Source organism: uncultured Tateyamaria sp. (genome assembly GCF_947487805.1).
Classification (GTDB): Bacteria; Pseudomonadota; Alphaproteobacteria; order Rhodobacterales; family Rhodobacteraceae; genus Tateyamaria.
Window position 1 is genome coordinate 957577 of the sequence record NZ_CANKXW010000001.1, and the last position, 26165, is coordinate 983741.

Annotated in this window: 22 protein-coding genes and 1 riboswitch; of the genes, 13 read left to right on the forward strand and 9 right to left on the reverse strand. The window is 65.9% G+C overall.

Translation table 11 applies throughout. The features are described from left to right. Position 1: 1 nt before the first annotated feature. Together cobW and Q0949_RS04835 are read right to left on the reverse strand one after the other, a co-directional pair. Positions 2–1057, reverse strand: coding sequence for a cobalamin biosynthesis protein CobW (gene cobW, locus Q0949_RS04830; RefSeq protein WP_299369130.1), 1056 nt, complete (start codon positions 1055–1057; stop codon positions 2–4). Position 1058: 1 nt separating this feature from the next. Continuing rightward, positions 1059–1433 carry a DUF1636 domain-containing protein gene (locus Q0949_RS04835; protein WP_299369132.1) on the reverse strand — a complete coding sequence of 125 codons (375 nt, stop codon included), beginning with the start codon at positions 1431–1433 and terminating at the stop codon, positions 1059–1061. 89 nt (positions 1434–1522) lie between these two features. Next, positions 1523–1734, reverse strand: a riboswitch (cobalamin riboswitch). 283 nt (positions 1735–2017) lie between these two features. Here Q0949_RS04835 and cobO point away from each other — a divergent pair. From cobO to Q0949_RS04855, 4 genes are all read left to right on the forward strand, one after another. Beyond that, positions 2018–2629: a cob(I)yrinic acid a,c-diamide adenosyltransferase gene (gene cobO, locus Q0949_RS04840; protein WP_299369134.1), complete on the forward strand. Its 612-nt coding sequence runs from the start codon at positions 2018–2020 to the stop codon at positions 2627–2629. A gap of 65 nt (positions 2630–2694) precedes the next feature. Then, entirely contained in the window at positions 2695–3159 is a 465-nt protein-coding gene (locus Q0949_RS04845; RefSeq protein ID WP_299369136.1) for a metal-dependent hydrolase, read from the forward strand. Next, complete coding sequence (locus Q0949_RS04850) at positions 3156–4604, forward strand: cobyric acid synthase (RefSeq protein WP_299369138.1); 1449 nt, start codon at positions 3156–3158, stop codon at positions 4602–4604. The genes Q0949_RS04845 and Q0949_RS04850 overlap by 4 nt, the downstream gene beginning before the upstream one ends. Before the next feature lie 23 nt (positions 4605–4627). After that, positions 4628–5020, forward strand: coding sequence for a 5-carboxymethyl-2-hydroxymuconate isomerase (locus Q0949_RS04855; RefSeq protein WP_299369140.1), 393 nt, complete (start codon positions 4628–4630; stop codon positions 5018–5020). On the opposite strand, the gene Q0949_RS04860 is transcribed toward Q0949_RS04855, so the two are convergent. The 5 genes from Q0949_RS04860 to Q0949_RS04880 form a co-directional block, all read right to left on the reverse strand. Then, positions 5021–5755 (reverse strand): proteasome-type protease, encoded by a 735-nt coding sequence (locus tag Q0949_RS04860; protein ID WP_299369141.1) that lies wholly within the window; start codon positions 5753–5755, stop codon positions 5021–5023. A gap of 39 nt (positions 5756–5794) precedes the next feature. Further along, complete coding sequence (locus Q0949_RS04865) at positions 5795–6595, reverse strand: transglutaminase family protein (RefSeq protein WP_299369143.1); 801 nt, start codon at positions 6593–6595, stop codon at positions 5795–5797. A gap of 3 nt (positions 6596–6598) precedes the next feature. Continuing rightward, positions 6599–7540, reverse strand: a complete 942-nt coding sequence (locus Q0949_RS04870) for an alpha-E domain-containing protein (RefSeq protein ID WP_299369145.1) — start codon at positions 7538–7540, stop codon at positions 6599–6601. A 4-nt stretch (positions 7541–7544) separates the two neighbouring features. Continuing rightward, positions 7545–8975 (reverse strand): circularly permuted type 2 ATP-grasp protein, encoded by a 1431-nt coding sequence (locus Q0949_RS04875; RefSeq protein WP_299369147.1) that lies wholly within the window; start codon positions 8973–8975, stop codon positions 7545–7547. Between the two features lie 230 nt (positions 8976–9205). Beyond that, positions 9206–9670 carry a MarR family winged helix-turn-helix transcriptional regulator gene (locus tag Q0949_RS04880; RefSeq protein WP_299369149.1) on the reverse strand — a complete coding sequence of 155 codons (465 nt, stop codon included), beginning with the start codon at positions 9668–9670 and terminating at the stop codon, positions 9206–9208. A 224-nt stretch (positions 9671–9894) separates the two neighbouring features. Here Q0949_RS04880 and Q0949_RS04885 point away from each other — a divergent pair, with 224 nt between their 5' ends. The 3 genes from Q0949_RS04885 (at position 9895) to Q0949_RS04895 (ending at position 13363) form a co-directional block, all read left to right on the forward strand. Continuing rightward, positions 9895–11130, forward strand: a complete 1236-nt coding sequence (locus tag Q0949_RS04885; protein WP_299369151.1) for an acyl-CoA dehydrogenase family protein — start codon at positions 9895–9897, stop codon at positions 11128–11130. Between the two features lie 89 nt (positions 11131–11219). Beyond that, positions 11220–12860, forward strand: a complete 1641-nt coding sequence (locus Q0949_RS04890) for a hypothetical protein (RefSeq protein ID WP_299369153.1) — start codon at positions 11220–11222, stop codon at positions 12858–12860. Then, positions 12857–13363 carry a hypothetical protein gene (locus tag Q0949_RS04895; protein WP_299369155.1) on the forward strand — a complete coding sequence of 169 codons (507 nt, stop codon included), beginning with the start codon at positions 12857–12859 and terminating at the stop codon, positions 13361–13363. Before Q0949_RS04890 ends, Q0949_RS04895 begins: the two co-directional genes overlap by 4 nt. On the opposite strand, the gene truA is transcribed toward Q0949_RS04895, so the two are convergent. Beyond that, entirely contained in the window at positions 13360–14133 is a 774-nt protein-coding gene (gene truA, locus Q0949_RS04900; RefSeq protein ID WP_299369156.1) for a tRNA pseudouridine(38-40) synthase TruA, read from the reverse strand. The genes Q0949_RS04895 and truA overlap by 4 nt on opposite strands. Positions 14134–14277: 144 nt before the next feature. Here truA and Q0949_RS04905 point away from each other — a divergent pair, with 144 nt between their 5' ends. From Q0949_RS04905 to Q0949_RS04925, 5 genes are all read left to right on the forward strand, one after another. Then, positions 14278–15690 (forward strand): YcjX family protein, encoded by a 1413-nt coding sequence (locus Q0949_RS04905; protein ID WP_299369158.1) that lies wholly within the window; start codon positions 14278–14280, stop codon positions 15688–15690. Beyond that, positions 15687–16142 carry a GNAT family N-acetyltransferase gene (locus Q0949_RS04910; protein WP_299369160.1) on the forward strand — a complete coding sequence of 152 codons (456 nt, stop codon included), beginning with the start codon at positions 15687–15689 and terminating at the stop codon, positions 16140–16142. Before Q0949_RS04905 ends, Q0949_RS04910 begins: the two co-directional genes overlap by 4 nt. Continuing rightward, a complete protein-coding gene (locus tag Q0949_RS04915) occupies positions 16142–17155 on the forward strand; it encodes a TIGR01620 family protein (RefSeq protein WP_299369161.1) in 1014 nt (337 codons plus the stop codon). Before Q0949_RS04910 ends, Q0949_RS04915 begins: the two co-directional genes overlap by 1 nt. 4 nt (positions 17156–17159) lie before the next feature. Next, a complete protein-coding gene (locus Q0949_RS04920; RefSeq protein WP_299369163.1) occupies positions 17160–18779 on the forward strand; it encodes a cyclic nucleotide-binding domain-containing thioredoxin-disulfide reductase in 1620 nt (539 codons plus the stop codon). A gap of 88 nt (positions 18780–18867) precedes the next feature. Beyond that, complete coding sequence (locus Q0949_RS04925) at positions 18868–21495, forward strand: DUF2339 domain-containing protein (RefSeq protein WP_299369165.1); 2628 nt, start codon at positions 18868–18870, stop codon at positions 21493–21495. Here Q0949_RS04925 and Q0949_RS04930 read toward each other — a convergent pair. Next, positions 21492–22667 (reverse strand): NAD(P)/FAD-dependent oxidoreductase, encoded by a 1176-nt coding sequence (locus tag Q0949_RS04930; RefSeq protein ID WP_299369167.1) that lies wholly within the window; start codon positions 22665–22667, stop codon positions 21492–21494. The two genes, Q0949_RS04925 and Q0949_RS04930, sit on opposite strands and share 4 nt — an antisense overlap. Positions 22668–23025: 358 nt before the next feature. Between Q0949_RS04930 and ileS the strand changes: the two genes are divergently transcribed. Beyond that, complete coding sequence (gene ileS, locus Q0949_RS04935; protein WP_299369169.1) at positions 23026–26013, forward strand: isoleucine--tRNA ligase; 2988 nt, start codon at positions 23026–23028, stop codon at positions 26011–26013. The last annotated feature ends 152 nt before the right edge of the window (positions 26014–26165 follow it).

Sequence of the window (26165 nt, forward strand, 5' to 3'; positions counted from 1 at the left end):
TTTACTCGGCGGCTGCCAGAGCGTCGGTCAAAGCGGCGCGGATCGCTGTTTCGTTCACGTCGTCATGTTCGGCAATCACGACCAAACGACCCTGACGTGCCTCATTCGGCCCCCACGGGCGGTCGAACTGGTGCCGCACGCGCGCGCCGACGGCCTGTACCAGCAGGCGCATCGGCTTGCCCGTGACGGCGGCGTAGCCTTTGACACGCAGGATGTTCTGGGCCTTGGCCATCGCCTCGATCCGGGCGACCAGTTCGGCGGGGTCGGTGACCTCGGGGATGTCGATGATGACGCTCTCGAAATCGTCGTGCTCGTGATCGTCGTGCCCATCGTGGTGGCTGGGGCGCGCGTCCATGTCGTCTTCGGCCGCAGCCTCAAGCCCAAGCAAAACGCGAGGGTCCACAACGCCTTCGGCCACTTCGACGACGGGCAGGGGGCGAGGGGCTTCGGCGGCGATGATCGCCTTCGCCTTGGCGACGCCGTCGGGACCGGCCAGGTCGGGTTTGGTCAGCAGGATGATGTCGGCGCAGCTGATCTGGTCCTCGAAGACCTCCGAAAGGGGTGTCTCGTGGTCGAGGCTGTCATCGGCCTCGCGCTGGGCATCGACGGCGGCGACATCTGGCGCGAAACGGCCCGCGGCGACCGCCTCGGCATCGGCGAGCGCAATCACGCCATCCACAGTGATGCGGCTGCGGATATCCGGCCAGTCGAACGCCTTGAGCAGGGGTTTTGGCAGGGCAAGGCCGGATGTCTCGATCAGGATGTGCTCGGGCTGCGGGTCCAGCGCCATGAGCGCCTCGATCGTCGGGATGAAGTCATCCGCCACGGTGCAGCAGATGCAGCCATTGGCCAGTTCCATGATGTTCTCTGCGGGGCAATCAGGGATCGCGCAAGATTTCAGGATCTCGCCATCGACACCCACATCACCAAACTCGTTGACAACGACGGCAAGGCGCTTGCCTTGCGGGTTCTGCATCAGGTGACGCACGAGGGTCGTCTTGCCGGAACCGAGAAATCCGGTGATGACGGTAACGGGTACTTTGTTGAGGTTGGCCATCTCAGAACTCCTGTGGCGGGATGCGGGCGATGCAATTTTTGCGGAAGTGTTCGGGGCGTTCGCGCCATGGGACGAGCCCGTCGGCGGTGGCGGCATATTTGGCGATGCCGTCAACGACCATATCGGCGTCGCGGTCCTCCATCAGGTTGCCATAGACATAGGTCCAGCGCTGGGCGCCGCCGCGCACGGCGACGGAACACCCCGATGAGCAGTTGGACAGGCATTCCACGGCTTTCAGCGTCACACCCTCGGGCATGGTGCGGTCCGCAAGTTCGGCATGCAGCGCCTCGCCGGGGCGGGTGCCGCCCTCGGGGATGTCCATCTCGCGGCGGCACTTGACGCAGACCAACAGCTCTACGGGGGGTAAATCGCTCATCTCGGTTCCCAAGTCTTGGGCGGCGGCTGGGATGGCGGGCGGCACGCGTGCCAATCTGACCCGACACCCGGAAACACCCCGTCCGGTTTCGTCAAACTTCTCTTGCTGGCAGGTCTCCCGGCTTGCGGATGTCGAGGTTTCCCTCGATGGCGGCCCTGCCTTCCCGACCCGGTGGGGCAGTGGCGTCGGGCGACCTCTCCGGTCACGGTCGCGGGGGCGGCTGCGTTTTGGTGCGTTGCGGCACCGTCTGCATTCCCTTTTCACCCGAGTGTCCCCGGGCACCAGCACATCCCTAGTGCGCGGGGGCAGGGCCCGAGTCAAGCGGGGTTGTGCAACGCTCCGGCACGGAATCAGGGCCGTAGGCCGCCGTGCCAGCGCCGAACCGCGGCCCGGGGCGGCGCTATGTCAACGCAAGTACATCGCTAACGCGGCGCGGCCATGGCTGCCATAAATCGAGTGGAACACAGGTAGGATGCGCCACCCCGCGAAATCGGCCTTGGCACGGTTTGCGCATTTTGACCTCTGGCAGTTGCAATCCAGCCATGCCAAACACGGTCCCGAACCAAACCGCCCGGAGGCCGCCCATGGACGACATCACCGCCCGCCACAACGCCAAGATGAAAAAAATCAAGGCCGCCCGCGACAAGATGATGGAGACCAAGACCGAGGAGAAAGGTCTGATCATGGTCCATACCGGGCCGGGCAAGGGCAAGTCGTCGTCCGGGTTCGGAATGATCATGCGCTGCATCTCGCACGGCATGCCCTGTGCGGTCGTACAGTTCATCAAGGGCAACTGGGACACGGGCGAAAAGACGTTCCTGCGCGAAAGGTTTGCGGATGAATGCCGGTTTTTCGTCTCGGGTGAGGGCTTTACCTGGGAAACCCAGGACCGCGAACGCGACATCGCAGCGGCCCGGAACGGCTGGCGCATCGCCAAGGAACAGATCCTGGACCCGGACATTCAGTTCGTGCTTCTGGACGAGATCAACATCGCGCTGCGCTATGACTATCTGGATATCGACGAGGTGGTCGATTTCCTGATGAACGAGAAACCCGCAATGACCCACGTGGTCCTTACGGGCCGCAACGCCAAGCCGGAGCTGATCGAGGCGGCGGATCTGGTGACCGAGATGACGCTGATAAAACACCCGTTCAAGGATCTGGGCGTGAAGGCCCAGAAGGGCGTGGAGTTCTGAGCGGCCATGTCTCAGGCGAACAGGGAACGGCATAGGCAGGCCCATGGCAGCATCGGACAGGCCGCATGATCATCGGTCATTTGCCCGCCGGATACCTCGCCGCCTGCGCGCTTGACGCGCCGTTTGACCGCGACCGCGTCGTGTTCTGGAGCGTGCTTGCCGGCGCGGTGTTGCCGGACCTCGACATGCTGCGGTTCTTCTTTGTGGATCACGGGGCGGTGCATCACCACACCTACCTGACCCATGATCCGACCCTGTGGCTCGGTGTGCTGATCCTCGGGTTTCTGTTCACCTCGCGGGTGTTGATCGGGGTCGGCATCGGCACGATGCTGCACATGCTGCTCGACACGGTCGCAGGCGCGATCAGCTGGGGGTTCGGGCCGCTGTCGGTGTCCGGCCCCATCGTGACCGTGCCCGCCACACAGGACCACTGGGTGCTGTCCTTTGTATTTCACTGGACCTTTACGCTCGAATTGGCGCTTTGCGCGGCGGCGGCCTATGTGTTTCTGCGTCGCAGAGGGCGCGCATGACCAAAGCGCTGATGATCCAGGGCACAGGCTCCAACGTGGGCAAGTCGATGCTGGTGGCGGGGCTGTGCCGCGCAGCGGTGAAGCGCGGTCTGTCGGTGGCACCGTTCAAGCCGCAGAACATGTCCAACAATGCCGCCGTCACCGCCAATGGTGGCGAGATCGGGCGCGCGCAGGCCTTGCAGGCCATGGCGTGCGGTCTCGCGCCACATACGGACATGAACCCCGTCCTGCTGAAACCCGAAACGGATGTGGGCAGCCAGGTCGTGGTGCAGGGCAAGCGCATCGCCACTGTCAAGGCGCGCGACTATCCGGCGATGAAGCCATCGCTGATGGCGCCGGTACTGGACAGTTTCAACCGCCTGAAAACACAGCATGATCTGGTGCTGGTCGAAGGGGCGGGCAGCCCCGCAGAGGTCAACCTGCGCCCCGGTGACATCGCCAATATGGGCTTTGCCCGCGCGGCCGACTGCCCCGTCATCCTGGCGGGAGACATCGATCGGGGCGGGGTCATCGCGCAAATCGTCGGCACGCAGGCGGTGATTGACGCAAGCGACGCGGCGATGATCGCTGGCTTTGTCATCAACCGGTTCCGGGGGGATCCGCGCCTGTTTGACGACGGGTACGCGATGATCGCACAGCACACAGGCTGGCGCGGGTTTGGCGTGGTGCCGTGGTTTGGCGACGCATGGAAACTGCCGGCCGAGGACGCGCTTGATATCAGCACGCCCGAACGCTCGGACGGGCTGCACGTGGTGTGTCTCAAACTGTCGCGGATCTCGAATTTCGACGACATGGACCCGTTGGCGCAAGAGCCGGGCGTGCGGTTGACCATGCTGCACGCCGGTCAGCCCCTGCCGGGCGATACGGATGTGGTGATCCTGCCCGGCAGCAAATCGACGCGCGGCGACCTTGCATTCCTGCGCGCCCAAGGCTGGGACGAGGACATCCGCGCCCATGTGCGGCGCGGCGGCCATGTGCTGGGCATTTGCGGCGGCTATCAGATGCTGGGCGACGCGGTCGATGACCCCGAAGGGATCGAAGGGTTGCCGGGCCGGGCCGAGGGCCTGGGGCTCCTGGATGTCAGCACGGTGATGACGGGCGACAAGCGCCTGACCGAAGTGGCGGCGACCCATGTGGCCAGCGGATGCGCCATCCAGGGCTATGAAATGCACAAGGGGGTGACGACGGGCCCCGATTGCGCGCGCCCCTTTGCGGATCTGTCGGGCAAACCGGACGGTGCGGCGCGCGCCGACGGGCGCGTGGTCGGCAGCTACCTGCACGGCATGTTCCGCGATGATGCGTTCCGGCGGCACTGGCTGGCGCAGATGGGGGCGACGGTCGGGAACACGTCCTATGCCGACACGGTCGAACAGACGCTGGATGCGCTGGCCGATCATCTGGAGCAGCATCTGGACATCGACGCAGTTCTGGCTTGCGCGCGCTAGATCAATCGCGGACAGTTCCCACCATGCCGCACATCATCCTCGAATACTCCGCCAATCTGGATGCGAAACTGGACATGAGCGGCCTGTGCACGGCCCTCAAGGACGCCGCCGCGGCGACCGGGGTGTTCCCGCCCGCAGGCATCCGTGTGCGCGCCTTTGCCGCCAGCCACGTGATCATCGCCGATGCCGATCCGGGGCACGGGTTCATCGACATCACCCTGCGGCTGGCCCATGGCCGCGACGGCCAGGCCAAAACGCTGGCCCTCGACGCCGTGTTCGATGCCGCGCGCGCCTATACGGCGGATGTGATGGCCCACAGCCCCTTTATGCTTTCGGCCGAATTGCGCGAGATTGATGGTCAGTTCAGCCGCAAGGCCAGTTCCATCCGCGACTACCTCCCGCCCGAGATGCACTGATCAGTCGAAGGTGAATTCCGGCAACTGGTCAAAGGCCAGCGTCAGCGCCTCGCCCCACCCGTTCGACACCGCCTGGTAATAGGCGTCGTCCTGCGCGACCCGGCCCGCGTAGCCGATGCGGAGGCTGTCGGCGGCATAGGCTATGTAATCCAGCGGCAACCCGACGCTGAGGTTCGATTTGATCGTGGAATCAAAGCTGACCATCAAAAGCTTCAGCGCCTGTTCAAAGGACATGTCGGCGTGCAGCGCGCGCACGAGGATGGGTTTGCCGTACTTGGTCTCGCCAATCTGGAAAAACGGGGTGTCCTCCGAAGCTTCGATGAAATTGCCTTCGGGATAGATCAGGAACAGGCGCGGCGGCGATCCGGCGATCTGGCCGCCCACGATCATGGTGGCCCCGAATGCGCCGTCCGCCTCCATGCCTGTGGTGGCGTTGGCGGCGATGACCTCCTTGAGGGTGCGCCCCACCTCGCGGGCGATCTGGAACATCGACGGTGCCTCGAGGATCGACGGCTTGCGGTCTTCGGGCGCCTTGGTGCGTTCGTCCAGCAGGCTGATCACCGATTGCGTCGTAGCCAGGTTGCCTGCGGTCATGATCACGATGCTGCGGTCGCCGGGGATTTCCCAGCTGTGCATTTTCTTTACGGTCGAGATGTTGTCGACACCCGCATTTGTGCGCGTGTCCGACATGAAAATCAGCCCTGCGTCCAACCGCATTCCAACGCAGTATGTCATAATCTTGTGTGCCTTTTGCCCGAGTCGTCCAAATGTGCGCTATTGTTGCTGCACCTGCAAGGACACAGACATCGCCTCGCCCGCCTGACCAAAGCGCATGCCCGAAATCGGCGCGGCCCCGCGGTAGTCAAGGCCCGTCGCCACGCGGATATAGCGCGCATCGGGTGAAATCCCGTTCGAGACGTCAAAGCCGACCCAGCCCAGACCGGGAATATGCGCCTCGGCCCAGGCGTGGCTGGCATCCTGATCGACGCGGTCGTCCATCATCAGATAGCCCGACACATACCGCGCCGGATATCCCATAGCGCGCGCGGCGGTGATAAAGACATGCGCATGGTCCTGACAGACCCCATGGCCAGACGTCATCACATCCTCTGCCGACAGGTTCGACGCGGCCTGATCCGTGGAATAGGGCACCATCGACAGGATATGCGCTGACAGCGCATGCAGCGCGTCCAGATCGGTGTCGGCACGCGGCGCGCTGTCGACAAGCGCCGAGACACCGGGCCCCAGCCGCGTCAGGTCGGTGCTGCGCCGGAACAGCCACAGGGGCACAAATCCCCCCTGCATGCCCACAACGCCCGCCTGATCCTCGACATCGACGGTGCCGCGGCAGATGATCTCGATCTCGCTCTGGCCGGGGGTAAAGCTGACCAGTTCAACGGAATTGGCGTGCTCATCCTCGAAGGTGACCTCGACCTGCCCGCCAATCACCTCGATCTCCCACGCCTCGACCAGCTGGCCCGGACGTGATTTCGGGCGCAGGCGCACCTGTTGCAGCCCGTAGAATACGGGTGCGTTGTAGGTGTAATGTGTGCGGTGTTCGACGTGCAGGCGCATGATCTATTCGCTGAACCGGTAGTCGATTTCGATCTGGCGGCCCAGGCTGGCACTGTCGCGCAGGAAATCCGAGATGAATTCGTGCAGGCCATAGTCAAAGATTGCGTTCATGTCATGGGCCTTGAATTTGTTGCACAGGCTGTCGGCCAGCGCGTGGCTGGTCTGACGCGTATCATACTCTTTCTCAATATACCCTAAATTCTCGCCAATCTTGCCATAGCAAAAGGCAAGGCTGCGGGGCAGACGGCGATCCAGGATCAGGAATTGCGCGATGGCGCGGGGGTCGGATTCGCCCTCGTGCAGGGTCTGATAGGCGCGGGTCGTGGACGTGGCGCGCAGGATCGTGTCCCACTGGACATTGTCCGACGCACTGCCCACCAGCCGTACGGACGGCAGCAGGATATAGTATTTCTGGTCGAGGATCCGCGCAGTGTTGTCGGCGCGTTCGAAAAACGTGCCGATCCGGCAGAAGTTGTAGATGTCATTGCGCACCATCGACCCGTGCGAGGCCCCGCGCACAAAGGCACTGCGCTGGCGAATGACTTGCAGCACCCGCGGCAGGTCACGGTCGGCAATCGGTTCGGCCAGCAGCTTTTTCAGCACCATGTAGCATTCGTTGACCGCCTCCCAGACCTCGCGGGTCAGGGCGGTGCGCACGACACGCGCATTGGTGCGCGCGGTCTCGATCCCCGCCATGACGCTGCCGGGGTTGCGCGGATCGCGCAGCAGGAAATCGATGATCTTGGGGCCGTCGGGCGCGCCGTGCACGGCCTCATAGGCAGATTTCACGCCCGTCGAAGACAGGATCGCGGTCCATTCGCTTTCGGCCGCACTCGACCGGGTCAGCGAGATGCGCAAACCCGCATCGATCATGCGCGCGGTGTTTTCCGCCCGTTCAAGATAGCGGAACATCCAGAAAAGGCCGCCTGCGGTTTTGCCCAGCATCGCGTTACTCCTCCTCCAGCACCCAGGTGTCCTTGGTGCCTCCGCCCTGGCTCGAATTGACGACCAGCGATCCTTCGGTCAGCGCCACGCGGGTCAGACCACCGGGCGTGATCTCGATCCGGTCGGGCGACACCAGCACAAAGGGGCGCAGGTCCACGTGGCGCGGGGCCAGGCCCGCATCCGTCAGGATCGGCACGGTGGACAGCGCCAGCGTTGGCTGCGCGATATAGTTGCCGGGGTTCGCCTCCAGCTTGGCACGGAAGGCACTGATTTCATTTTTCGACGCCGCAGGCCCCACCAGCATGCCGTAACCGCCCGATCCATGCACCTCCTTGACGACCAGTTCGGCAAGGTTGTCGAGCACGTATTTCAACGCCTCAGGGTCCGAACAGCGGTGCGTCGGCACGTTTTGCAGGATCGCCTTTTCCCCGGTGTAGAATTCGACGATGTCGGGCATGTAGCTGTAGATCGCCTTGTCGTCGGCGATGCCTGTGCCCGGTGCATTGGCGATGGTAATGCCGCCCGCGCGGTACACGTCCATGATCCCCGGCACCCCCAGCATGCTGTCTGGGTTGAAATTCATCGGGTCGAGATATTCGTCATCGACCCGGCGATAGAGCACATCGATGGGCTTGTAGCCACGCGTTGTGCGCATCGCCACCCGCCCGTCGATGACGCGAAGGTCATGGCCCTCGACCAGTTCCGCGCTCATCTGATCTGCAAGAAATGCGTGTTCGTAATAGGCCGAGTTGTGGATGCCGGGGGTCAGGACGGCCAGCGTCGGGCGGCCGTTGCAGGCGTCAGGCGCGCAGGCCGACAGCGACCGGCGCAGCGACCTCGGGTACTGGCTGACGGGCTGGACCTTGACCTTGGAAAACAGCTCCGGGAACATGTGAAGCATCGTCTCGCGGTTCTCCAGCATATAGCTGACACCGGACGGGGTGCGGGCATTGTCCTCAAGCACATAGAATTCGTCATCGCCCGTGCGCACAAGATCGGTGCCCACGATATGGGTGTAGATGTCGCCCGGCGGCGTCACCCCGATCATCTGCGGCAGGAACGCGTCATTGCGCGCGATCATCTCGGCGGGCAGGCGGCCCGCGCGCACGATTTCCTGCCGGTGGTAGATGTCATGCAGAAACGCGTTCAGCGCGCGCACCCGCTGTTCGATCCCCTTGGCCACGCGGGCCCATTCGCGCGCGGCGATGATGCGCGGCACCAGATCAAAGGGGATCAGACGTTCGGTGGCGTCCGGATCGCCGTAAACGTTGAACGTCACCCCGATCAGGCGAAACAGCGCCTCGGCCTCTTCGGACTTGGCGAGCAATCGCGCATTGTCTTCGGATTTGAACCAGTTGCAGTAGGCTTCGTAAGGGGCGCGGGGATCCGCGCCAAAGCCTGTCATCTCATCAAAGTAGGTGGGTTGCTTGGCCATACGTACCAGCCTGCACATTCTGACCCGGCCCGCAACCGGGTTGCTTGCGGCGCCTCATTGCGGGGCGGAAAGCGATGAAAAAACGGGCGTTTGTAAGCAAGGTCGGAACCGCATCGGGTTTGTCCGGCGCGCCATCCCCGCATATGATCTCGGGCGTGGTCAGCCGGTGGCGGGGGGGCGACCATGCCAGCCCCATGGCCGCCGCGCTGTCCGCGCCGGACGCCACCCAGTCAGAAATCGCGGCGCTGGCTTGCGTTTTCCAACCGGTCGATGACGCTGAACATCGTGGCGATTTCGTCCGCGGTCAGGGCGTCTGTCATGTGCCGCTGGCGTGCGCGCATGAGCGGCACAACGCGGTCATAGACCGCCTGTCCTTCCGGGGTAAGAGACAGGAGGCTCTGGCGGTGGTCGTCGGGGTCGATTTCGCTGGCGATATAGGCCTTCCTGACCAGCGCCTTGACCGCCCGCGACACCTGCGCCTTATCGATCTGTCCATCCCGCACCACGGTGGCCATGGTGCACTGACCGGTATCGGCCACCAACAGCAAAACCCGCCATTCCGTCTGGCCGACATCCGAATGCGTGCGGAGGATGTGTTGGGCCTGACTGTTGATCTGCGCCTGCAACCGCGCCAACCGAAAGGTCAGGAAGGCACGCAGGTTCAGCGGCGGGGTGTCGTCATTCATACTGTTCATGCCCCCAGCATGGGTAAATTGGTTGATGGGTCAACGTTTTTTCCACGCAGCCCTCATACGGGTCTTGCCACCGGCCTCCGCGCCGTGACCCGGGGCCAAGTATAGGCGGAATCCCAGCCGATCAGAACACCCCCCGTCTTGGACCCGCTTGCGTACCGCAGGGTCGCCTGTGGACATGCGCGGGCATTCCGGCCACCTTGGCCGCAACAGGGAGGACAAAGACCATGGACATGACATTCACGCTGCGCCCCGAAAACCGCGATCTGCTGGACCGTGTGGCGGCGATGATCCGCGACGAGATCATGCCCATGGAGGACGAATACGCCGCCGAAGTCGGCAAGGGCGACCGCTGGCAATACACCGACCGCCAGACCGAGATTCTCGAAACGCTCAAGGCCAAGGCCAAGGCGGCGGGACTGTGGAATTTCTGGCTGACAGACAGCGACAAGGGCTTTGGCCTGTCCACGGTCGAATATGCGCACTTCGCCGAAGAGATGGGCAAGACGCCGCTGGGGGCGGAGGTGTTCAACTGCTCGGCCCCGGACACTGGCAACATGGAGGTGTTCGAACGCTACGGCACCGACCAGATGAAATCTGACTGGCTCGCGCCCCTGCTCGAAGGAAAAATCCGCTCGGCGTACCTGATGACCGAACCGGATGTGGCGTCTTCGGATGCGACCAACATTTCGATGTCCTGCGTGCGCGACGGGGATGAATATGTACTGAATGGTGAGAAGTACTGGGCCAGCGGCGCGGGCGATCCGCGCTGCAAGGTATACATCGTCATGGTCAAGACCGGTGGCGATGAAAACCCCAAGCACAAGCGCCAGTCCATGATCGTTGTCCCCGCGGGGACAGAGGGCATCGAAATCCTGCGTCCCATGCTGGTCTATGGCCATGACGACGCTCCGCACGGACACATGCACATCCGGTTCACGAATGTGCGGGTGCCTGCGGAAAATATCCTGCTGGGCGAGGGGCGCGGCTTTGAGATTTCGCAAGGCCGCCTTGGGCCGGGCCGCATCCACCACTGCATGCGCGCCATCGGGCAGGCCGAAGCGGCGCTGGAACTGATGTGCAAACGCTCGCTGTCCAAAGAGGCGTTCGGCAAGCCGCTGGCGCAGCTGGGTGCCAACTATGACATCATCGCTGAATGCCGGATGGAGATCGAAATGGCGCGCCTGCTCTGCCTAAAGGCTGCGTGGATGATGGATCAGGGCGATGCGCGCGCCGCAGCCCCATGGATCAGCCAGATCAAGGTGGTGGCTCCGCGCGTGTCTCTCAAGGTCATCGACGAGGCGGTGCAGATGCATGGCGGTCAGGGGATCAGTCAGGACACGCCGCTCGCCAACGCCTGGACCCACCAACGCACGCTGCGGCTGGCCGATGGGCCCGACGCAGTGCACCGCAGGCAGGTCGCGCGCGCCGAGCTCAGGAAATACACCCAACGTCCGATGTAAGCCCAAAGGGCGACAGCGGCGGAAAACACTTGCACCGCGCAGGCTTTGCGCTGCTAAGTGACGCCTGTGATCAATAACTGTGGTGCGAGATGAAGGACATCGTTCCCGAACCGGTGGAATTGCGTAACCCGCAAGAGGTGATGCGATTGGCGCGCATGGGTGTGATGATGCCCACGCGGATCAGTTTTCTGCGATCGCTGGTCCGTAGGCTCTGTGCCGAAAAGGCGCGGATCACCCGCACCCATTGGCAGATGTGCGAAGCCGGGTTCGGGCGCGCGGTCTATTCCGTGACGCTGGGCGGGCATGTCTACTCCCTTGTCGCCATCTCCAATGACCTGCCCGGCGAGGCGCGCAGCGACCGCGTGATCGCCACCGCGTGGGACGCGGCCTTTGTCCTCTTTGACGGGGTGCCGGGGGCTGACGATATCGACCGCATTGCCGCGCAGGCCCCCTTGCAGGAGGCGGGCCGCTTTGGCCCCCGTGATCTGGTGCTGAGCCGGGCCAACAAGTCGGTGCGCATGTGGGACAACATCGTGGCTGCACTGCGCGCAGGCACGCAGCCTGACCGCGCGATGATCCGCGACATCGGCTACCTGATGCGCACGACGGCCGTTTACGGCAACGGCAAGTTCGGCATCGCAGACCGTCACCTTGTGCAGGATCGTCCCGGTCTCTCGGGGCCGTTCGCGGTCGAGATGCTGGCCGTCTACATGATCCGGCACTTCACCTTGGATCTGGTGCAGCATGTGGGTGGTGGAGCACTGGACCGCGCGCTGGCGCGGCATCTGGGGATTGGCAACGCAACGGGGCTCGGCATGGCCCCGTTTCTGGTGACGCATCCTGTTCTTCTGAATAACTGGATGCTGGCGCGGGAAACCGCACTGGGCCGCGCACGCGCGGTCCCCGACCTGGCGCCCGAGGCGCAGGCGCACGTGGCTGGCCTGGCGCGACGTGCAGCGGCACATCTGGCCGAGTGGCATGTGCCCGGCCCGGAGGACGACAGCCTCCTGCGGACGCTGGAGGCAGACTGGGCGCGCTTTGCGCCGCGGTTCGATGACCTCTCCGGCACCGACCCGCTTGACCGGCTGTGGCAGGCGGCACAAGGCGAGACACCGGCGTTGCAGGAACTGCTGGCCGCGCTGCTGATCGAAGCGGTGCCCGAGGCCGTGGACGGGTTGACCGAGTGCATGGCCGATCCGTTTGGCCCACTGGTCGCGCCGTTCGAGGACACGGACGATCTGCGCACCGCCATCGCGCGGGACTGGGCCTGGGCGCTGGAGCAGGACCATGCCGACCCGGCCCTCTGCCGCCGGTTCTGGTATGTCAGCATGGCCAAGCTGGAGCCGCGTCTGGGCGACCGGTTTCAAGAGCCGGGGGCCGAGCTGGAGACACCGCTGGACATCGCCCGCCGGGTGGCCGCACTGCACTGCGATTTGCCGGATGCGCCCGGCCGGGTGTCGGATTTCCTGGCCCTGCATCCCGAACATGCCCACGCGGTCAACCGCGTCGCGGTGCTGCGCCGCTATCCTTATGCCGAAATCCGCGACAGCCTGATTGCTGCGACGTGTCGCCCCATTGATATGCTGCGCTGCAAGCTCAGCTTCTTCGGAGCGACCAAATTCGACCCCAAGTCGGATTTGTGGACCCGGATCACGCTGGCGCAGGGCGCGCCTCTCGGGGACGAGCTGTCGCCGGAAAACGAGGACTGGTGGTTGCCGGTATTGGGATGATGGATTGGTCTTGGACGGAATTGCAGGCGTTGGGCGTCAAGGCGGCAAGCGGGGCGCAGGTGCCGCCTGCGCAGGCGCTGGCCTTTGGTGCGATGCTGGCCCGCCATCTCGCCGATGAGGGCGACGAGGCCCCGGTGCTGCGCGCGCTCGAGGCGCCGGATACGATTGTTGCGCTCGCCCACGCGGTCGAACGGCTGGTCGAGGCCGCGTCGATCAGCCCCGCAGGCACGGCGTCCACCCGCGAGGGCGATGCCGGGCGGCGGGCCTTGCTGGTCAGTTGGCTCAATGGCTTGCCGTGCCGGTCCGAGGTGTCGGTCGCGGGCGACACGGTCCGGGCCATGCTTTCGCTGGTGGAACCCAGCACGCGCGCACGGCCCGTCCGCATCGCTGTCAGCCAGCGATTGGCCGACGCGCTGCACGATCTCGCAGCGCGGACTTATGTGCCCGACAGTGCCGCATCCCGCGCGGGCGGTGCGGGTGCGGGGCTGATGGAACTGGATTAAGCGGCGGCAAACGGGTCGGGATCGTATCCGACCCCGGCCAGGTAGAGCCCGCCCGGCGGGGACACCGGCCCGCAGGCGGCGCGGTCCCGGGCCGCAAGTGCTGCGCGCACATCGTCGGGCCGCCATGACCCTGCGCCCACGCGTTCGAGTGTGCCTACAAAGCTGCGCACCTGATTGTGCAGAAAGGACCGCGCGCGCACGTCGAACTGCACCTCCGGCCCGTGCACGCCGGTTACCGCGCGAACGTCCAGCCGGTCGAGCGTCTTGACCGGGCTCTGCGCCTGACAGATCGACGACCGGAAGGTGGTAAAGTCGTGGTTGCCCAGCAGGTGATTTGCGCCCTCCTGCATGGCATCGATGTCCAGCGACTGGTTCACCCGCCACACCAGCCCGTCAAGATGCGTGGCAGGCGCGCGCCGCATCAGGATGCGGAACAGGTACCGCCGCTCCAGCGCCGAGAACCGCGCGTGCCAGTCGTCGTCCACGCGCACGCAGGCGAGGATGGCAACGGGATGCGGCCGCAGATGATAGTTCAACGCCTCTGACAGGCGGAACGGATCCCAGTCCCTGTCCATGTCGCAATGGGCCACTTGGCCCAGCCCGTGCACGCCCGTATCGGTGCGCCCCGCGGCGGCGATGGTGTGGTCGCGCGGCTCAAGCCGGGCCAGTGCGGCCTCGATGGCGCCCTGCACCGAGCGCTGTTCGCGCTGGCGTTGCCAGCCCACGAAGGGGCCCCCGTGATATTCGACCTTGAGCGCGTAGCGTGCCATGGCGGTGACCTAGCGCAGCGGCAGGGCCCGTGCAATCCCGCCACCGTCTGACGAGGGCGCGGGGAACGGCAAAGCGTTCCTCCCTCTGGCGGGCGGGGGTTCGGCCCCCTATGTTGCGCTGCACGAGTACGAAAGGTGGGCCGCGTGGTTCTGACAACACTTGCCGACGGGGTGCTGGATGTGGCCCAGGGCCTTTATGACACCGGTGCCGACCTGCTGGGAGAGCCGACGATCCGCCTTGGCGTGACGGGGCTGGCCCGGTCCGGCAAGACGGTGTTCATCACCTCGCTGGTGGCCAACTTGCTGGACCGGGGGCGGATGCCGCACCTGCTGGCGGCGAGCGAGGGGCGCATCCACGCGGCCTTTCTGCAACCGCAGCCCGACGACACCGTGCCGCGGTTCGACTTCGAGGCCCATATCGGTGCGCTGACCGGACGGCCTCCGCATTGGCCTGACAGCACCCGCGCGGTCAGCGAGCTGCGCGTGTCGCTCAAGGTCAAGCCCAACGGGTTGCTGGCCGGATTGCAGGGGCCGCGCACCATCCACCTCGACATCATCGACTATCCCGGCGAATGGCTGCTGGATCTGGCGCTGCTGGACCAAAGCTTTGACGACTGGTCGCGCGGCACGCTGGAGCGGTTGCAGGGCCGCGACAGTGCGGTGGCGTTTCGCGCGGCACTGGGCGATGTGGACGGGGCCGCACGGCTTGACGAGGTGCAGGCCAAGATGCTGGCGGCGACCTTTACCGACTACCTCCATGCGGCGCGGGCGGCGGGGTTTTACGATTGCACGCCAGGGCGGTTCCTGCTGCCGGGTGATCTGGCGGGCTCTCCGGTGCTGACCTTTGCGCCGCTGCCGCCAGGTGAGGCGCCGCGCCGGTCGCTGCGCCGCGAAATGGCGCGCCGGTTCGAGGCCTACAAGGCGCGCGTGGTGCGCCCGTTCTTTCGCGACCACTTTGCCCGGATCGACCGGCAGGTCGTGCTGGTCGATGCGCTGGGGGCGATCCATTCGGGCCCTGCCGCGGTCGAGGACATGCGCGCGGCGATGGCCGAGATCCTGTCGGCCTTCCGCCCCGGGCGCAACGCGTTCCTGTCACAGCTGTTCCGGGGCAAGCGGGTCGAACGCATCCTCTTTGCCGCGACCAAGGCCGACCACCTGCACCACGCCCAGCACCCGCGCCTGACCGCGATCATGGAGGCGCTGACCCGCGAGGCCCGCGACCGCGCGCGCTTTGCCGGGGCGCAGACGCAGGCGCTGGCGCTGGCCGCATTGCGGGCCACGACCGAGGACACGGTGCAGCACGAAGGCGCGCCGCTGGACGTGGTGCGCGGCACGTTGCTGGACAGCGGCAAACAGGCCGCGTTCTATCCCGGTGCGCTGCCCGAGGATCCCGCGCACATCCTGCGGCCCGCGCAGGCGGGGGCCGAGGCGTGGCTGGACGAGGATTATCAGGTGATGCGCTTTGCGCCCGCGCCGCTGACCCTGCGCCCCGGCGATGGTCCGCCGCATATGCGTATGGACCGCGCGGCACAGTTCCTGTTCGGTGACCGCCTGTGAGTGCGGACCCGCTGGTGATCCGCGCCGCGCGCAGCACGGATGCGGGCGCTGTGGGTGCCATCCTGTCTGGGTTCGTGGAAGAGACCGAGTGGATGCCGCAGCTACACAGCCGCGCCGAGGACATCGGATTTGCCGGGCAGATGATTGACCGCGAATGGGTGGATGTGGCCGAGCGCGCCGGATCGGTTGTGGGTTTCGTGGCCTGTGACGGTGCGATCCTGCATGCGCTCTATGTGGACCGATCCATGCGCCGTCAGGGCGTGGGGGCGGCCTTGCTGCGCCCACTGTTGGCGCGATCCGATGCGCTGTGGCTCTGGACCTTTCAGGCCAACGTGGGCGCGCAGGCCTTTTACGCCGCACATGGCTTTGCTGCCGCCGAACGCACCGATGGGGCCAACAATGACGAAGGGTTGCCCGACATCCGCTTTGTCTGGACAAAGGAGACCGCCTGATGGCCAGGGGACCGGTACTGATCGAGATCGACGACACGCGCACACCGCCCGCCGTGGCCGATGCGCCGCCCGTGCCGGATGTCGACATGGGTGCGCCGACCGGGGCCGCGGTGCAGATGGCGGCGCGGGTGATGGCGCGCAGGCCGTCGCGGCTGGCACGCATGTTCTGGTGGGTGGCGGGTGCGCTGCTGACGGCGGTGCTGACCACCGCCGCCTGGGATTTCCTGACCGCGTGGATTGCGCGGGCGCCGGTCGTGGGCTGGGTGCTTGTCGGGCTGACCGGGGCCTTTGTCGCGGTCCTGCTGGGGATTGCCTTGCGCGAACTGGCGGCGTTGCGGCGGCTCACCCGCATCGACGGTCTGCGCCACGACGCGGCACAGGCGCAGGCCAGTGCCGATCTGGGTGCGGCGCGCCGCGTGGTGGACCGGCTCGACGCGCTATATCGCGGGCGTGCGGACACGACATGGGCGCGCGACCGCCTGGCAGAGCTGCGCGGTGACCAGATGGATGCCGCCGGGCTGTTGGCGCTGGCCGATGACACGCTGATCCGCCCACTGGACCAGGCCGCCGAACGCGAGGTCGAGGCCGCAGCCCGTCAGGTCGCCACCGTCACCGCGCTGGTGCCGCTGGCGCTGGCCGATGTGGTCGCGGCGCTGACCGCGAACCTGCGGATGATCCGCCGCATTGCCGAAATCTACGGCGGGCGCGGGGGCCTTGTGGGCAGTTGGCGTCTGACCCGTGCGGTGATGACCCACCTCGTGGCCACGGGCGCCGTGGCGGTGGGCGATGACCTGTTGGAGCCGGTTCTGGGCGGCACGATCCTTGGCAAGTTGTCCCGCCGATTTGGCGAAGGGCTGGTCAATGGCGCGCTGACCGCACGGGTCGGCGTGGCCGCGATGGAGGTCTGCCGACCGCTCGCCTATGAAAAGGATGCGCGCCCCAAGGTTAGACGACTGGTGACACAGGCGCTCGGAGGGCTATTTCAATCCCGAAGCAGCCCTGATCGCGAGTAGACCCATGGAAACATTTGCCGCCGACCTGACAACCATGGTGCGTACGCCGCTGTCGCCCGAACACGTGACCGCGATGCGCAAGGTCGGCACGGTCATCGACGTGGCCAAGGGCGACTGGTTCCAGAAAGCGGGCGAACGGATCGACACGTTCCACTATCTGCTGAGCGGCGAGACCGAGGCCATGAACGCCGCAACCGGCGCGCGGTATGGCGAGGCGACACTTGGGCCAGGGCAGTTCTTTGGCGAACTGGCCTTTCTGACCGGCGGGCGGGCCTTCATGGGCGGACGGGCCGTCGAGGACAGCCAGCTTTTATGTGTGCGCCGTGATGAGATGTTGAAACTGATGTCCGATATCCCCGAGATGTCTGATATCATCATCACCGTCTTTGCCGCGCGGCGGCGGCGGATGCTGGAAAATTCCGAAGGTGGGCTGACCCTGATCGGCGGTGAGGTCGACCGCGATGTGCGCCGCATCGCCAGCTTTGCCGCGCGCAACCGCATCCCCTTTGTCGAGGTGGAGATCGACAGTTCCGAAGGCAACGACCTGGCCGCGCAATGCCGGATCGACCGCGCGCACCCGGCCGTGGTCTTTGCCAAGCACCAAGTGATCGACCCGCCGACGCCGCGCGCGGTGGCCCAGACGCTGGGCCTTGATATGGCGCTGCGCAAGGAGGACGTCTATGACGTCGCCATCGTGGGCGGCGGGCCTGCGGGTGTGGCTGCGGGCGTCTATGCCGGGGCCGAGGGGCTGTGCGCCGTTGTGCTCGAGGATCTGGCCGTGGGCGGGCAGGCGGGCACCTCCAGCCGGATCGAGAACTACATGGGTTTTCCCACCGGCATCTCGGGCGGGGATCTGGTGGGCCGGGGCGAGGTGCAGGCGATGAAGTTCGGCACGCGGTTCGCGGTGCCGGTGCGCGCGCAGGAACTGACCCAATGCGAAAAGAAGCTCTTTCACATCAAGCTCGATTCGGGTGACTGGGTGTCCGCCAAGGCGCTGATCGTTGCCACGGGCGTGCAGTACCGGCGCCTGCCGCTCGAGAACCTTGAGGCGTTGGAAGGGTCGGGGGTGTACTATGCCGCCACCGATATCGAGGCGCGCTATTGCCGCGACACGGAGGTCGCGATCATCGGCGGCGGCAATTCGGCCGGACAGGCGGCAATGTTCCTTGCGCGCAGTTCGAAACACGTCCACGTGCTGGTGCGCGGCGACGGGCTGGCCGCGTCCATGTCGGATTACCTCTTGCAGCGGCTGGAGCGGCACCCGCGCATCACCATCCACCTGTGCACGCAGGTCAAGCAGTTGCACGGGGACGATACGCTGACCGGCATCACGGTGCGCGACCGCACCGGCGGGCAGGACTGGCAGCTGAACACCAAGGCGCTTTTTGTCATGGTGGGGGCCGCGCCGAACACCGAATGGCTGTCGGGCCTTGTCGATCTGGACCCGCGCGGGTTCGTCAGGACCGGCCCGGATGTGGGCGGGCGTGACGCCTACGAGACGTCCCGTGCGGGCATCTTTGCCGTGGGCGACGTGCGCGCAGGCTCGGTCAAGCGCGTGGCCAGCGCGGTGGGAGAGGGGTCGGTTGTCATGTCCGCTGTCTGGGCGCATATCGCGCAGGACTGACGCTCCGTCACGGGCCGGGTCAGGAATACCCGCACTAACATCACGCATCCCCAACGCATATGTGATCAGCCAATAAAGGAGTGGTCGCATGCAGGCACTTGCTGTGTTGGTCGGGCTGGTTGTGCTCGGGATCCCGGTCGCGGTGATCTATCTGCTGGTCTCCCATGGCCGCCTGCGCGACCGGGTCGCACGGCTCGAAGCGACCCTTGCCGCAGCACGGCCTGCGGCCGAGCAGGCTGACGCGCCACCCCCCCAACCGTCACCGGCCAAGCCGGAACCCGTGGACAATCCGTGGGTGGAGCGGCCTGCTGCGCCGCCGCATCCTGCGCCCGCGCCAAGTCAGGTCCGCGTGGCCGCGACGGGGCTTGTCACCTGGCTGATGGGCAACTGGTTTTATGCCGTCTCGGCGGTGTCGCTGGCGCTGGCGGGTTTGTTTCTGGTGCAATACGGGGTCGAAAACGACCTCTTTCCGCCGACCGCACGCGTGATTGCCGCGCTGGGTTTTGGTGCGGCCCTGATCGGGGCGGGCGACTATATCCGCCGCCGGTTCGGCGATGCGCCCGATCAGGTGACCGCCTATCTGCCGTCGGTGTTTTCCGGCGCGGGGCTGGTGTCGCTCTTTGGCGGGATTGCGGCGGCGCATCTGCTCTATGGTCTGGTGGGGGCCGGCGTGGCCTTTGGCGGGCTGGCGCTGGTGGGCCTCTTGGGCGTCGGCTTGGGTTGGCTGCACGGGCCGCTTCTTGTCACGGTCGGTGTGCTGGGCGCTGTGGCCGCGCCCTTTGTGGTCGGCTCGGACGTGCCTGCGACGCCGTGGGTATTTGTGTATTTCGCGGTCATCACCGCGCTGGGGCTGGGCATCGATACGGTGCGCCGCTGGGCCTGGGTGTCGGTGCTGTCGCTGGTTCTGGGATATGGGGCGGGGTGGATCACGGCGCAGGCGGGTGGCGTGGCGATGACGCTGGGCGCGCAAGCCTATGCGGTCGTTCTGGTCGCTTTGGCGGTGTTGATCCCGGCGCGCGGGCTGATCCCCGATCACGCCGGAACAATGGTGTCACGCGCGCTGGTGGCCCGACTGTGGATCTGGCCCGAATTTCCGACACTGCTGGCGGCGGGGGCAGTCACTTTGTCCTCGGTCGGGCTGGTCTGGACCGCCGATGCGGGTGCAGAGGCATTCTGGGCCGCGGTTGCAGGGCTGACCCTGATGACCGTCGCGCTGACGCTCTGGTCCGTACGGGCGCGGGCGTTGCAGGACTTGGCCGCGGTCCCGGCGGTGTCGCTCATCGCGACCGTTCTTATCGAGGGGCAGACGCGCGGGCCGGTCGCATCGGCCTATGCCGCGACTTACGCCGAAACGGTCGAGGCGGCGGCACCCATCGCCGTCACGCTCCTCTGTGCGCTGGGCATCGGGCTGAGCCTGCTGAGCGCTGGCCGCGCGATGCGTCCAGGCGCGTCACTTGGCTGGACGCTGGGGGCCGCCCTGTTTGCGCCCGTGCTCGCACTGGCGCTCGAGCTGTCCTGGACTCCGGCAGAGACGATCGGCGCCTACCCCTGGGCTTTGCACGCCATGGGGATTGCTGCGGTGATGGTGGGCCTTGCCCTGCGCTTTGCCCGCATTGACGGGGCAGAGCGCAACCGCGTGGCGCTCTTTGTGCTGTCGGCGCTGTCGGCGATCAGCTTTGCCTTTGCGCTGATCCTGACGGCGGCTGCGCTGACACTGGCGCTGGCGGTTACGGTGCTGGTGGCAGCACTCCTTGACCGACGGTTCGATCTGGAGCTGATGCAGGTGTTCATCCTGGCAGGTGTGGCGGCGGTGGGCACGCGGCTGGTGGCCGATCCGGGCCTGTCCTGGGCGTTGGATGCACCGCTGGCGTCGGTGATCGTGGCCTATGGCGGTGCGCTGGCGGCGTTCGGTGCGGCCTTGTGGGCGGTGGGCATGCGGCCCCGCCCGGCGGCAGAGGTGGTTCTGGGCACGGCGGCGTGGTCGCTCGCCGGGCTTTTGGCGTCCATCCTGCTGTTCCGCGCGCTTGAGGCGGCGCTCGGCGTCGACGGCAGTTTCTCGCATTGGGGTTTTGGGCTTTATGCGGTGATCTGGCTGGGCCTGATGCTGGTGCAACTGGTGCGCCTGCAAAGGCTGGGCGGGGTGATGGCCTGGGTGCGGGGCGCGCTGGCTTGTGTCTTTGGCCTGATCGGGGCGCTGGCGTTGGCGGTCGGGTTGACCGTGTTGTCGCCGCTCGTTGCGGATTGGGGGCGGCCCGTGGCGGGGCCTGCGTTGCTCAACACATTGGCCGTGGCCTATGCGTTGCCGGGGGCCTTGCTGGTGGCTGGTGCATGGCGGTTGCGGCCGGGCATCCTGCGGCTGGGCCTGATGGGCGCGGGCGTTGCGGTTCTGGCCTATTGGGCCTTTGCCGCGCTGCGCCACCTGTGGCAGGGGGCGGCAGGCATGCCGCTTGACACCGGGTTCCTGCAACCGGAGCTGTATAGCTATACCGTGGCGTTGCTGATCGTTGGCGCGGCCCTGTTCTACCAGTCGCTGGCGCGGGGTGCGGTCGGGCTGCGCCGGGCGGGTCTGGTGGTGATCGGGCTGGCGGTGGCCAAGGTGTTCCTGATCGACATTTCGGGTCTTGATGGGCTGACGCGGGTGCTGTCGCTGGTGGTGCTGGGCCTGTCGCTGGCCGGTTTGGCCTGGCTGAACCGCTGGGCGCAGGCGCGCGGCTAGCGCAGCGGATCGCCCTTGGGGAATGCAGGCAGCAGGGTGCCGCAGACCAGCCGCGACAGGATGCGCGGCACCGGCGGCACCATGGATAGCGGGAACAGCACGCGGTCGCGCAGCACCGGCAGCCATGTGCTGTCGGACTGGTATTGCGGGGTAAAGGCCCAGCTCATCCCTTGATAAGCGCGCACGTGCCAGCGGCGGGCGCGGGCATAGGCGTCCAGTGCCTGTGCCGGGCCATGGCGGTCGAGCGCACGGGCCAGCGCGTAGGCGTCGAGCAGCGCCATGTTCGCCCCCTGGCCCAGTTGCGGGCTGGCGCGGTGGGCGGCATCCCCGATATGGGCGATGCCGCGTCCGTGCGGAATTTCGAGCGTGCCGTGGGCATAGCGCGCCATGGTCAGCTGGTTGGGGTCGGTGATCTGCCGGGCAAAGGGGGCAAATTCGGGCCAGAGGGCCGTTGCCTCATCCTGCCACGCGGTCAGGCCTGCGGCGCGCCACGCGTCATGGCCGTCGCGGGGCAGGGACCAGAAGATCGCGGCCATGGGCCCATCCGCACCGGGCGGTGTGCCGATGGGCAGAACGCCGACCATGCGGTTGGCTTTGCGGTAGGTCTGGCGCAGCTGATCCACGGGCAGGGCCGTGTCGTCCGGCCAGGCGACATTGGCCCAGAGCGCGCCGTAGGGCAGGGGGCGGGCGCGCAGCGGAGACAGGGGGGATTTGGCGCCAAGCGCGTCGATGATCAGGTCAAAGCCGTCCATGCGGGTGCCGTCGGCGGTCTCGAGCCAGCCGTGTTCGCCGCGCATCACGCGCGCGCCGAGGCGCAGGTCCACGCCGCTGGCGAGGGCCGCGTCCCAGAGGGCGGAAAAGACCGCATTGCGGTGCACTGCGAGGCCTGTGCGGGTGCCATGCGCACGGTCGTACCAGACGTCCAGCACGCGCCGCCCACTGCGAGCCTCGTGTCCCAGCATACGGTGCACCTTGTTGCCCGTCGCCGTGACCCGGTCCGCCACGCCGCAGGCCCCCAGCACCGCCTGTCCCACGGGCTGGATCACCAGCCCGGAGCCTACCGGGGCGGGGGTGGCGAACTGGTCGATCAGGGTGACCTTTGCGCCGCTCTTGCGCAGCAGGATGGCGGCGGCGAGGCCGCCGATCCCGGCGCCTGCAATTGCGATTTTCATGGGGTGTCCGATGTTGATCCGTGGTTGCCGCCACAGTACCCGAATTGGTGGGCACCGCCATGGGACAAACCGTCGTGACCCAAAGGCCGCCCTGACGGGCGACACGATGTTTCAGGGGGCGTGGCCCCCGTCCTTCGGACTCCCCCCGGCGCAAAATGGCGGGCGCAGGCGCCCAGGGGGACTTGTGCGTCTGTATCCCCCTTGCCTATAAGGCGCGCATGATGTGTTCATTCATCATTCTGCGAATTATATCCCCGGCGCTCTGATCGACCACTGAGCCGCCGGGTAAAGGTGCTTGAGGACACTCGCACCGCTTCACGCCATTTTCCCTACGACCGTTCCATGAAGGACGCCACCCATGTGCCCCGAGTCCGTAAACGACGCCCCCGACTACAAACATACCCTGAACCTGCCCAAGACCGATTTTCCCATGCGTGCGGGCCTGCCCAAGCGCGAGCCTGACTGGCTGGCGCGCTGGGCGCGGATCGGGGTATATGACCGCCTGCGGGAAAAGGCAGACCTCGCCCGGCAGGGGACCGGACAGGAAAAGGCGCGCGCGCCCTTCACTCTGCACGACGGTCCTCCTTATGCCAACGGCCACCTGCATATCGGCCACGCACTGAACAAGACGATCAAGGACATGATCGTGCGCAGCCACCAGATGATGGGCCGGGATGCGCGTTACATCCCCGGCTGGGACTGCCATGGCCTGCCCATCGAGTGGAAGATCGAAGAGCAGTACCGCAAGAAGGGCCGCGACAAGGATCAGGTGCCGATCAACGAGTTCCGCGCCGAGTGCCGCGACTTTGCCGCCGGTTGGGTCGACATCCAGCGCGAGGAATTCAAGCGTCTGGGCATCACTGGCAATTGGGACCAGCCCTACCTGACCATGGATTTCCATGCCGAGCGCGTGATCGCCGAGGAATTCATGAAGTTCCTGATGAACGGCACGCTTTATCAGGGCTCCAAACCTGTGATGTGGTCGCCGGTTGAGCAGACCGCGCTGGCCGAGGCCGAGGTGGAGTACCACGACAAGGACAGTTTTACGATCTGGGTGAAGTTCCGGGTGAAACGGAGTGGTGCCAGTGGCCATGACAAGGCCGATGTTGATGAGCGTGCTTCTAGGTTGAGAGGTGCGTATGTGGTGATCTGGACCACAACACCTTGGACCATGCCGTCGAACAAGGCGGTCGTCTATGGCCCGGACATTTCCTATGGCCTCTACGAAGTCATCGGGCAGCCCGAGGAGTGCTGGGCCCGCATAGGGGACCGCTATGTCTTGGCCGACAAACTGGCCGCAGACGTGCTGAGCCGTGCTCGGCTAGACGAGTCGATGTACCGTCGTTTATGTGACGTCACTCACGATGAACTTCGCCATGTGGCGCTTGAGCACCCGCTGAAAGGGGCAGAAGGGGCGGACGGAGCATGGGATGACCTGCGCGACTTCCGCGCCGCCGACTTTGTGACAGACACCGAAGGCACCGGGTTCGTGCACTGCGCCCCGTCCCACGGGATGGAGGAATACGAGCTTTATCGCGAGCTTGGCATGCTGGAGCAGGTCATCACCTACAACGTGAACCCCGATGGGCGGTTCCGCGACGATCTGCCGTTCTTTGGCGGCAAGGCGATCCTGAAACCCAACGGCAAGGAAGGCAACGCCAACGCCGCCGTCATCGACAAGCTGGCCGAAGTGGGCGGGCTGCTCGCGCGCGGCAAGATCAAGCACTCCTATCCGCATTCCTGGCGCTCCAAGGCGCCGGTGATCTATCGCAACACGCCGCAGTGGTTCGCGGCCATCGATCGCCCGGTGGGCGACGGGCAGGACACGCATGGCAGGACCATCCGCGAGCGTGCGCTGACCGAGATCGACAATGTCAACTGGGTGCCGCGGTCGGGACGCAACCGCCTGCATTCGATGATGGAAAGCCGCCCCGACTGGGTGCTGTCGCGCCAGCGCGCCTGGGGCGTGCCACTGACCTGTTTCACCAAGAAGGGCGCGCTGCCCACGGATGACGATTTCCTGCTGCGCAACCCGCAGGTCAACCGCCGCATCACCTCTGCCTTCGAGGCCGAAGGCGCGGACGCGTGGTACGATGACGGCGCCAAGCAGCGGTTCCTCGAGGGTATCGTGAACCCCGACGACTATGAGCAGGTCACCGACATTCTGGACGTGTGGTTTGACAGCGGGTCCACCCACGCCTTTGTCCTGCGCGACCGCACGGACGGGTCCGACGACGGCACGGCGGATGTCTATATGGAAGGCACCGACCAGCACCGCGGCTGGTTCCACTCTTCGCTCTTGCAATCGGTGGGGACCACGGGCCACGCGCCTTATCGGAACGTGGTCACGCATGGGATGACGCTCGATGAAAAGGGCCTCAAGATGTCCAAATCCATCGGCAACACCATCGTGCCCGAGGCCGTGGTCAAGCAATATGGCGCGGATATCCTGCGACTCTGGGTGGCACAGACGGACTATACCGCCGACCAGCGGATCGGGCCGGAGATCCTCAAGGGCGTGGCCGACAGCTACCGCCGTTTGCGCAACACGATGCGCTATATGCTGGGCTCGCTCTCCGATTTCTCCGAGTCGGATCGGACCGCACCCGCGGATATGCCCGAGTTGGAGCGTTGGGTGCTGCACCGCATGGCGGAACTGGATGAGATCGTGCGCGACGGCTATGGCAAGTTCGACTTCCAGCGCGTGTTCTCGGCGGTATTCACATTCGCCACCGTGGACCTGTCGGCCTTCTATTTCGACATTCGCAAGGACGCGCTCTATTGCGATGGCGATACGGTCGAACGGCGCGCGGCGCGCACGGTGCTCGACCTGCTTTACCACCGCCTGACGACATGGCTGGCCCCGATCCTCGTCTTCACGATGGAAGAGGTCTGGCTGGAGCGGTATCCCGGCGAGGACAGCTCCGTTCATCTGACCGATATCCCCGACACACCCGCCGCGTGGCGCGACGATGCGCTGGCGGCGAAATGGGCGGGCATCCGTGCGGCACGGCGTGCCGTCACCGCCGCGCTCGAGATCCAGCGCACCGACAAGGTGATTGGCGCCTCGCTAGAGGCCGCGCCGGTGGTGCATGTGGAGGACGCGGACCTTGCCGGAGCCCTTCAGGCGCTGCCCTTTGCCGACATCTGCATCACCTCGCAGATCGACGTGACCACCGATCCGGCCCCGTCCGAGGCGTTCCGCCTGCCAGAAACCCCCGGCGTCGCCGTTGTGTTCGAAAAGGCGGCAGGTGAAAAATGCGCCCGGTGCTGGAAAGTGCTGCCGGATGTCGGGAGCCACGCGCATCCCGGTGTGTGTGGCCGGTGCAACACGGCGCTCGGCTAGGCGGAGGGCACCTCCGCCTTACGGACACCCAAAAAGTCCAAAGCAACCAGAGGCGCCGCCCAGTGTGGCGCCTTGCTCTTTCTCTTGGCCAAAAATATCCCGGGGGAGGCCGCAGGCCGGGGGCAGAGCCCCCCTGAAACATCGCGTCCGCG

What these genes read in the sequence shown, in the direction of transcription:
- cobW (WP_299369130.1), bottom strand. Translation starts at nt 1,057, where the DNA reads ATGGCCAACCTCAACAAAGTACCCGTTACCGTCATCACCGGATTTCTC.
- Q0949_RS04870 (WP_299369145.1), bottom strand. Translation starts at nt 7,540, where the DNA reads ATGCTGGGCAAAACCGCAGGCGGCCTTTTCTGGATGTTCCGCTATCTT.
- Q0949_RS04860 (WP_299369141.1), bottom strand. Translation starts at nt 5,755, where the DNA reads ATGACATACTGCGTTGGAATGCGGTTGGACGCAGGGCTGATTTTCATG.
- Q0949_RS04895 (WP_299369155.1), top strand. Translation starts at nt 12,857, where the DNA reads ATGATGGATTGGTCTTGGACGGAATTGCAGGCGTTGGGCGTCAAGGCG.
- Q0949_RS04875 (WP_299369147.1), bottom strand. Translation starts at nt 8,975, where the DNA reads ATGGCCAAGCAACCCACCTACTTTGATGAGATGACAGGCTTTGGCGCG.
- Q0949_RS04915 (WP_299369161.1), top strand. Translation starts at nt 16,142, where the DNA reads ATGGCCAGGGGACCGGTACTGATCGAGATCGACGACACGCGCACACCG.
- Q0949_RS04865 (WP_299369143.1), bottom strand. Translation starts at nt 6,595, where the DNA reads ATGCGCCTGCACGTCGAACACCGCACACATTACACCTACAACGCACCC.
- Q0949_RS04880 (WP_299369149.1), bottom strand. Translation starts at nt 9,670, where the DNA reads ATGAACAGTATGAATGACGACACCCCGCCGCTGAACCTGCGTGCCTTC.
- ileS (WP_299369169.1), top strand. Translation starts at nt 23,026, where the DNA reads ATGTGCCCCGAGTCCGTAAACGACGCCCCCGACTACAAACATACCCTG.
- Q0949_RS04930 (WP_299369167.1), bottom strand. Translation starts at nt 22,667, where the DNA reads ATGAAAATCGCAATTGCAGGCGCCGGGATCGGCGGCCTCGCCGCCGCC.
- Q0949_RS04855 (WP_299369140.1), top strand. Translation starts at nt 4,628, where the DNA reads ATGCCGCACATCATCCTCGAATACTCCGCCAATCTGGATGCGAAACTG.
- Q0949_RS04885 (WP_299369151.1), top strand. Translation starts at nt 9,895, where the DNA reads ATGGACATGACATTCACGCTGCGCCCCGAAAACCGCGATCTGCTGGAC.
- Q0949_RS04845 (WP_299369136.1), top strand. Translation starts at nt 2,695, where the DNA reads ATGATCATCGGTCATTTGCCCGCCGGATACCTCGCCGCCTGCGCGCTT.
- Q0949_RS04925 (WP_299369165.1), top strand. Translation starts at nt 18,868, where the DNA reads ATGCAGGCACTTGCTGTGTTGGTCGGGCTGGTTGTGCTCGGGATCCCG.
- truA (WP_299369156.1), bottom strand. Translation starts at nt 14,133, where the DNA reads ATGGCACGCTACGCGCTCAAGGTCGAATATCACGGGGGCCCCTTCGTG.
- Q0949_RS04835 (WP_299369132.1), bottom strand. Translation starts at nt 1,433, where the DNA reads ATGAGCGATTTACCCCCCGTAGAGCTGTTGGTCTGCGTCAAGTGCCGC.
- Q0949_RS04920 (WP_299369163.1), top strand. Translation starts at nt 17,160, where the DNA reads ATGGAAACATTTGCCGCCGACCTGACAACCATGGTGCGTACGCCGCTG.
- Q0949_RS04890 (WP_299369153.1), top strand. Translation starts at nt 11,220, where the DNA reads ATGAAGGACATCGTTCCCGAACCGGTGGAATTGCGTAACCCGCAAGAG.
- cobO (WP_299369134.1), top strand. Translation starts at nt 2,018, where the DNA reads ATGGACGACATCACCGCCCGCCACAACGCCAAGATGAAAAAAATCAAG.
- Q0949_RS04850 (WP_299369138.1), top strand. Translation starts at nt 3,156, where the DNA reads ATGACCAAAGCGCTGATGATCCAGGGCACAGGCTCCAACGTGGGCAAG.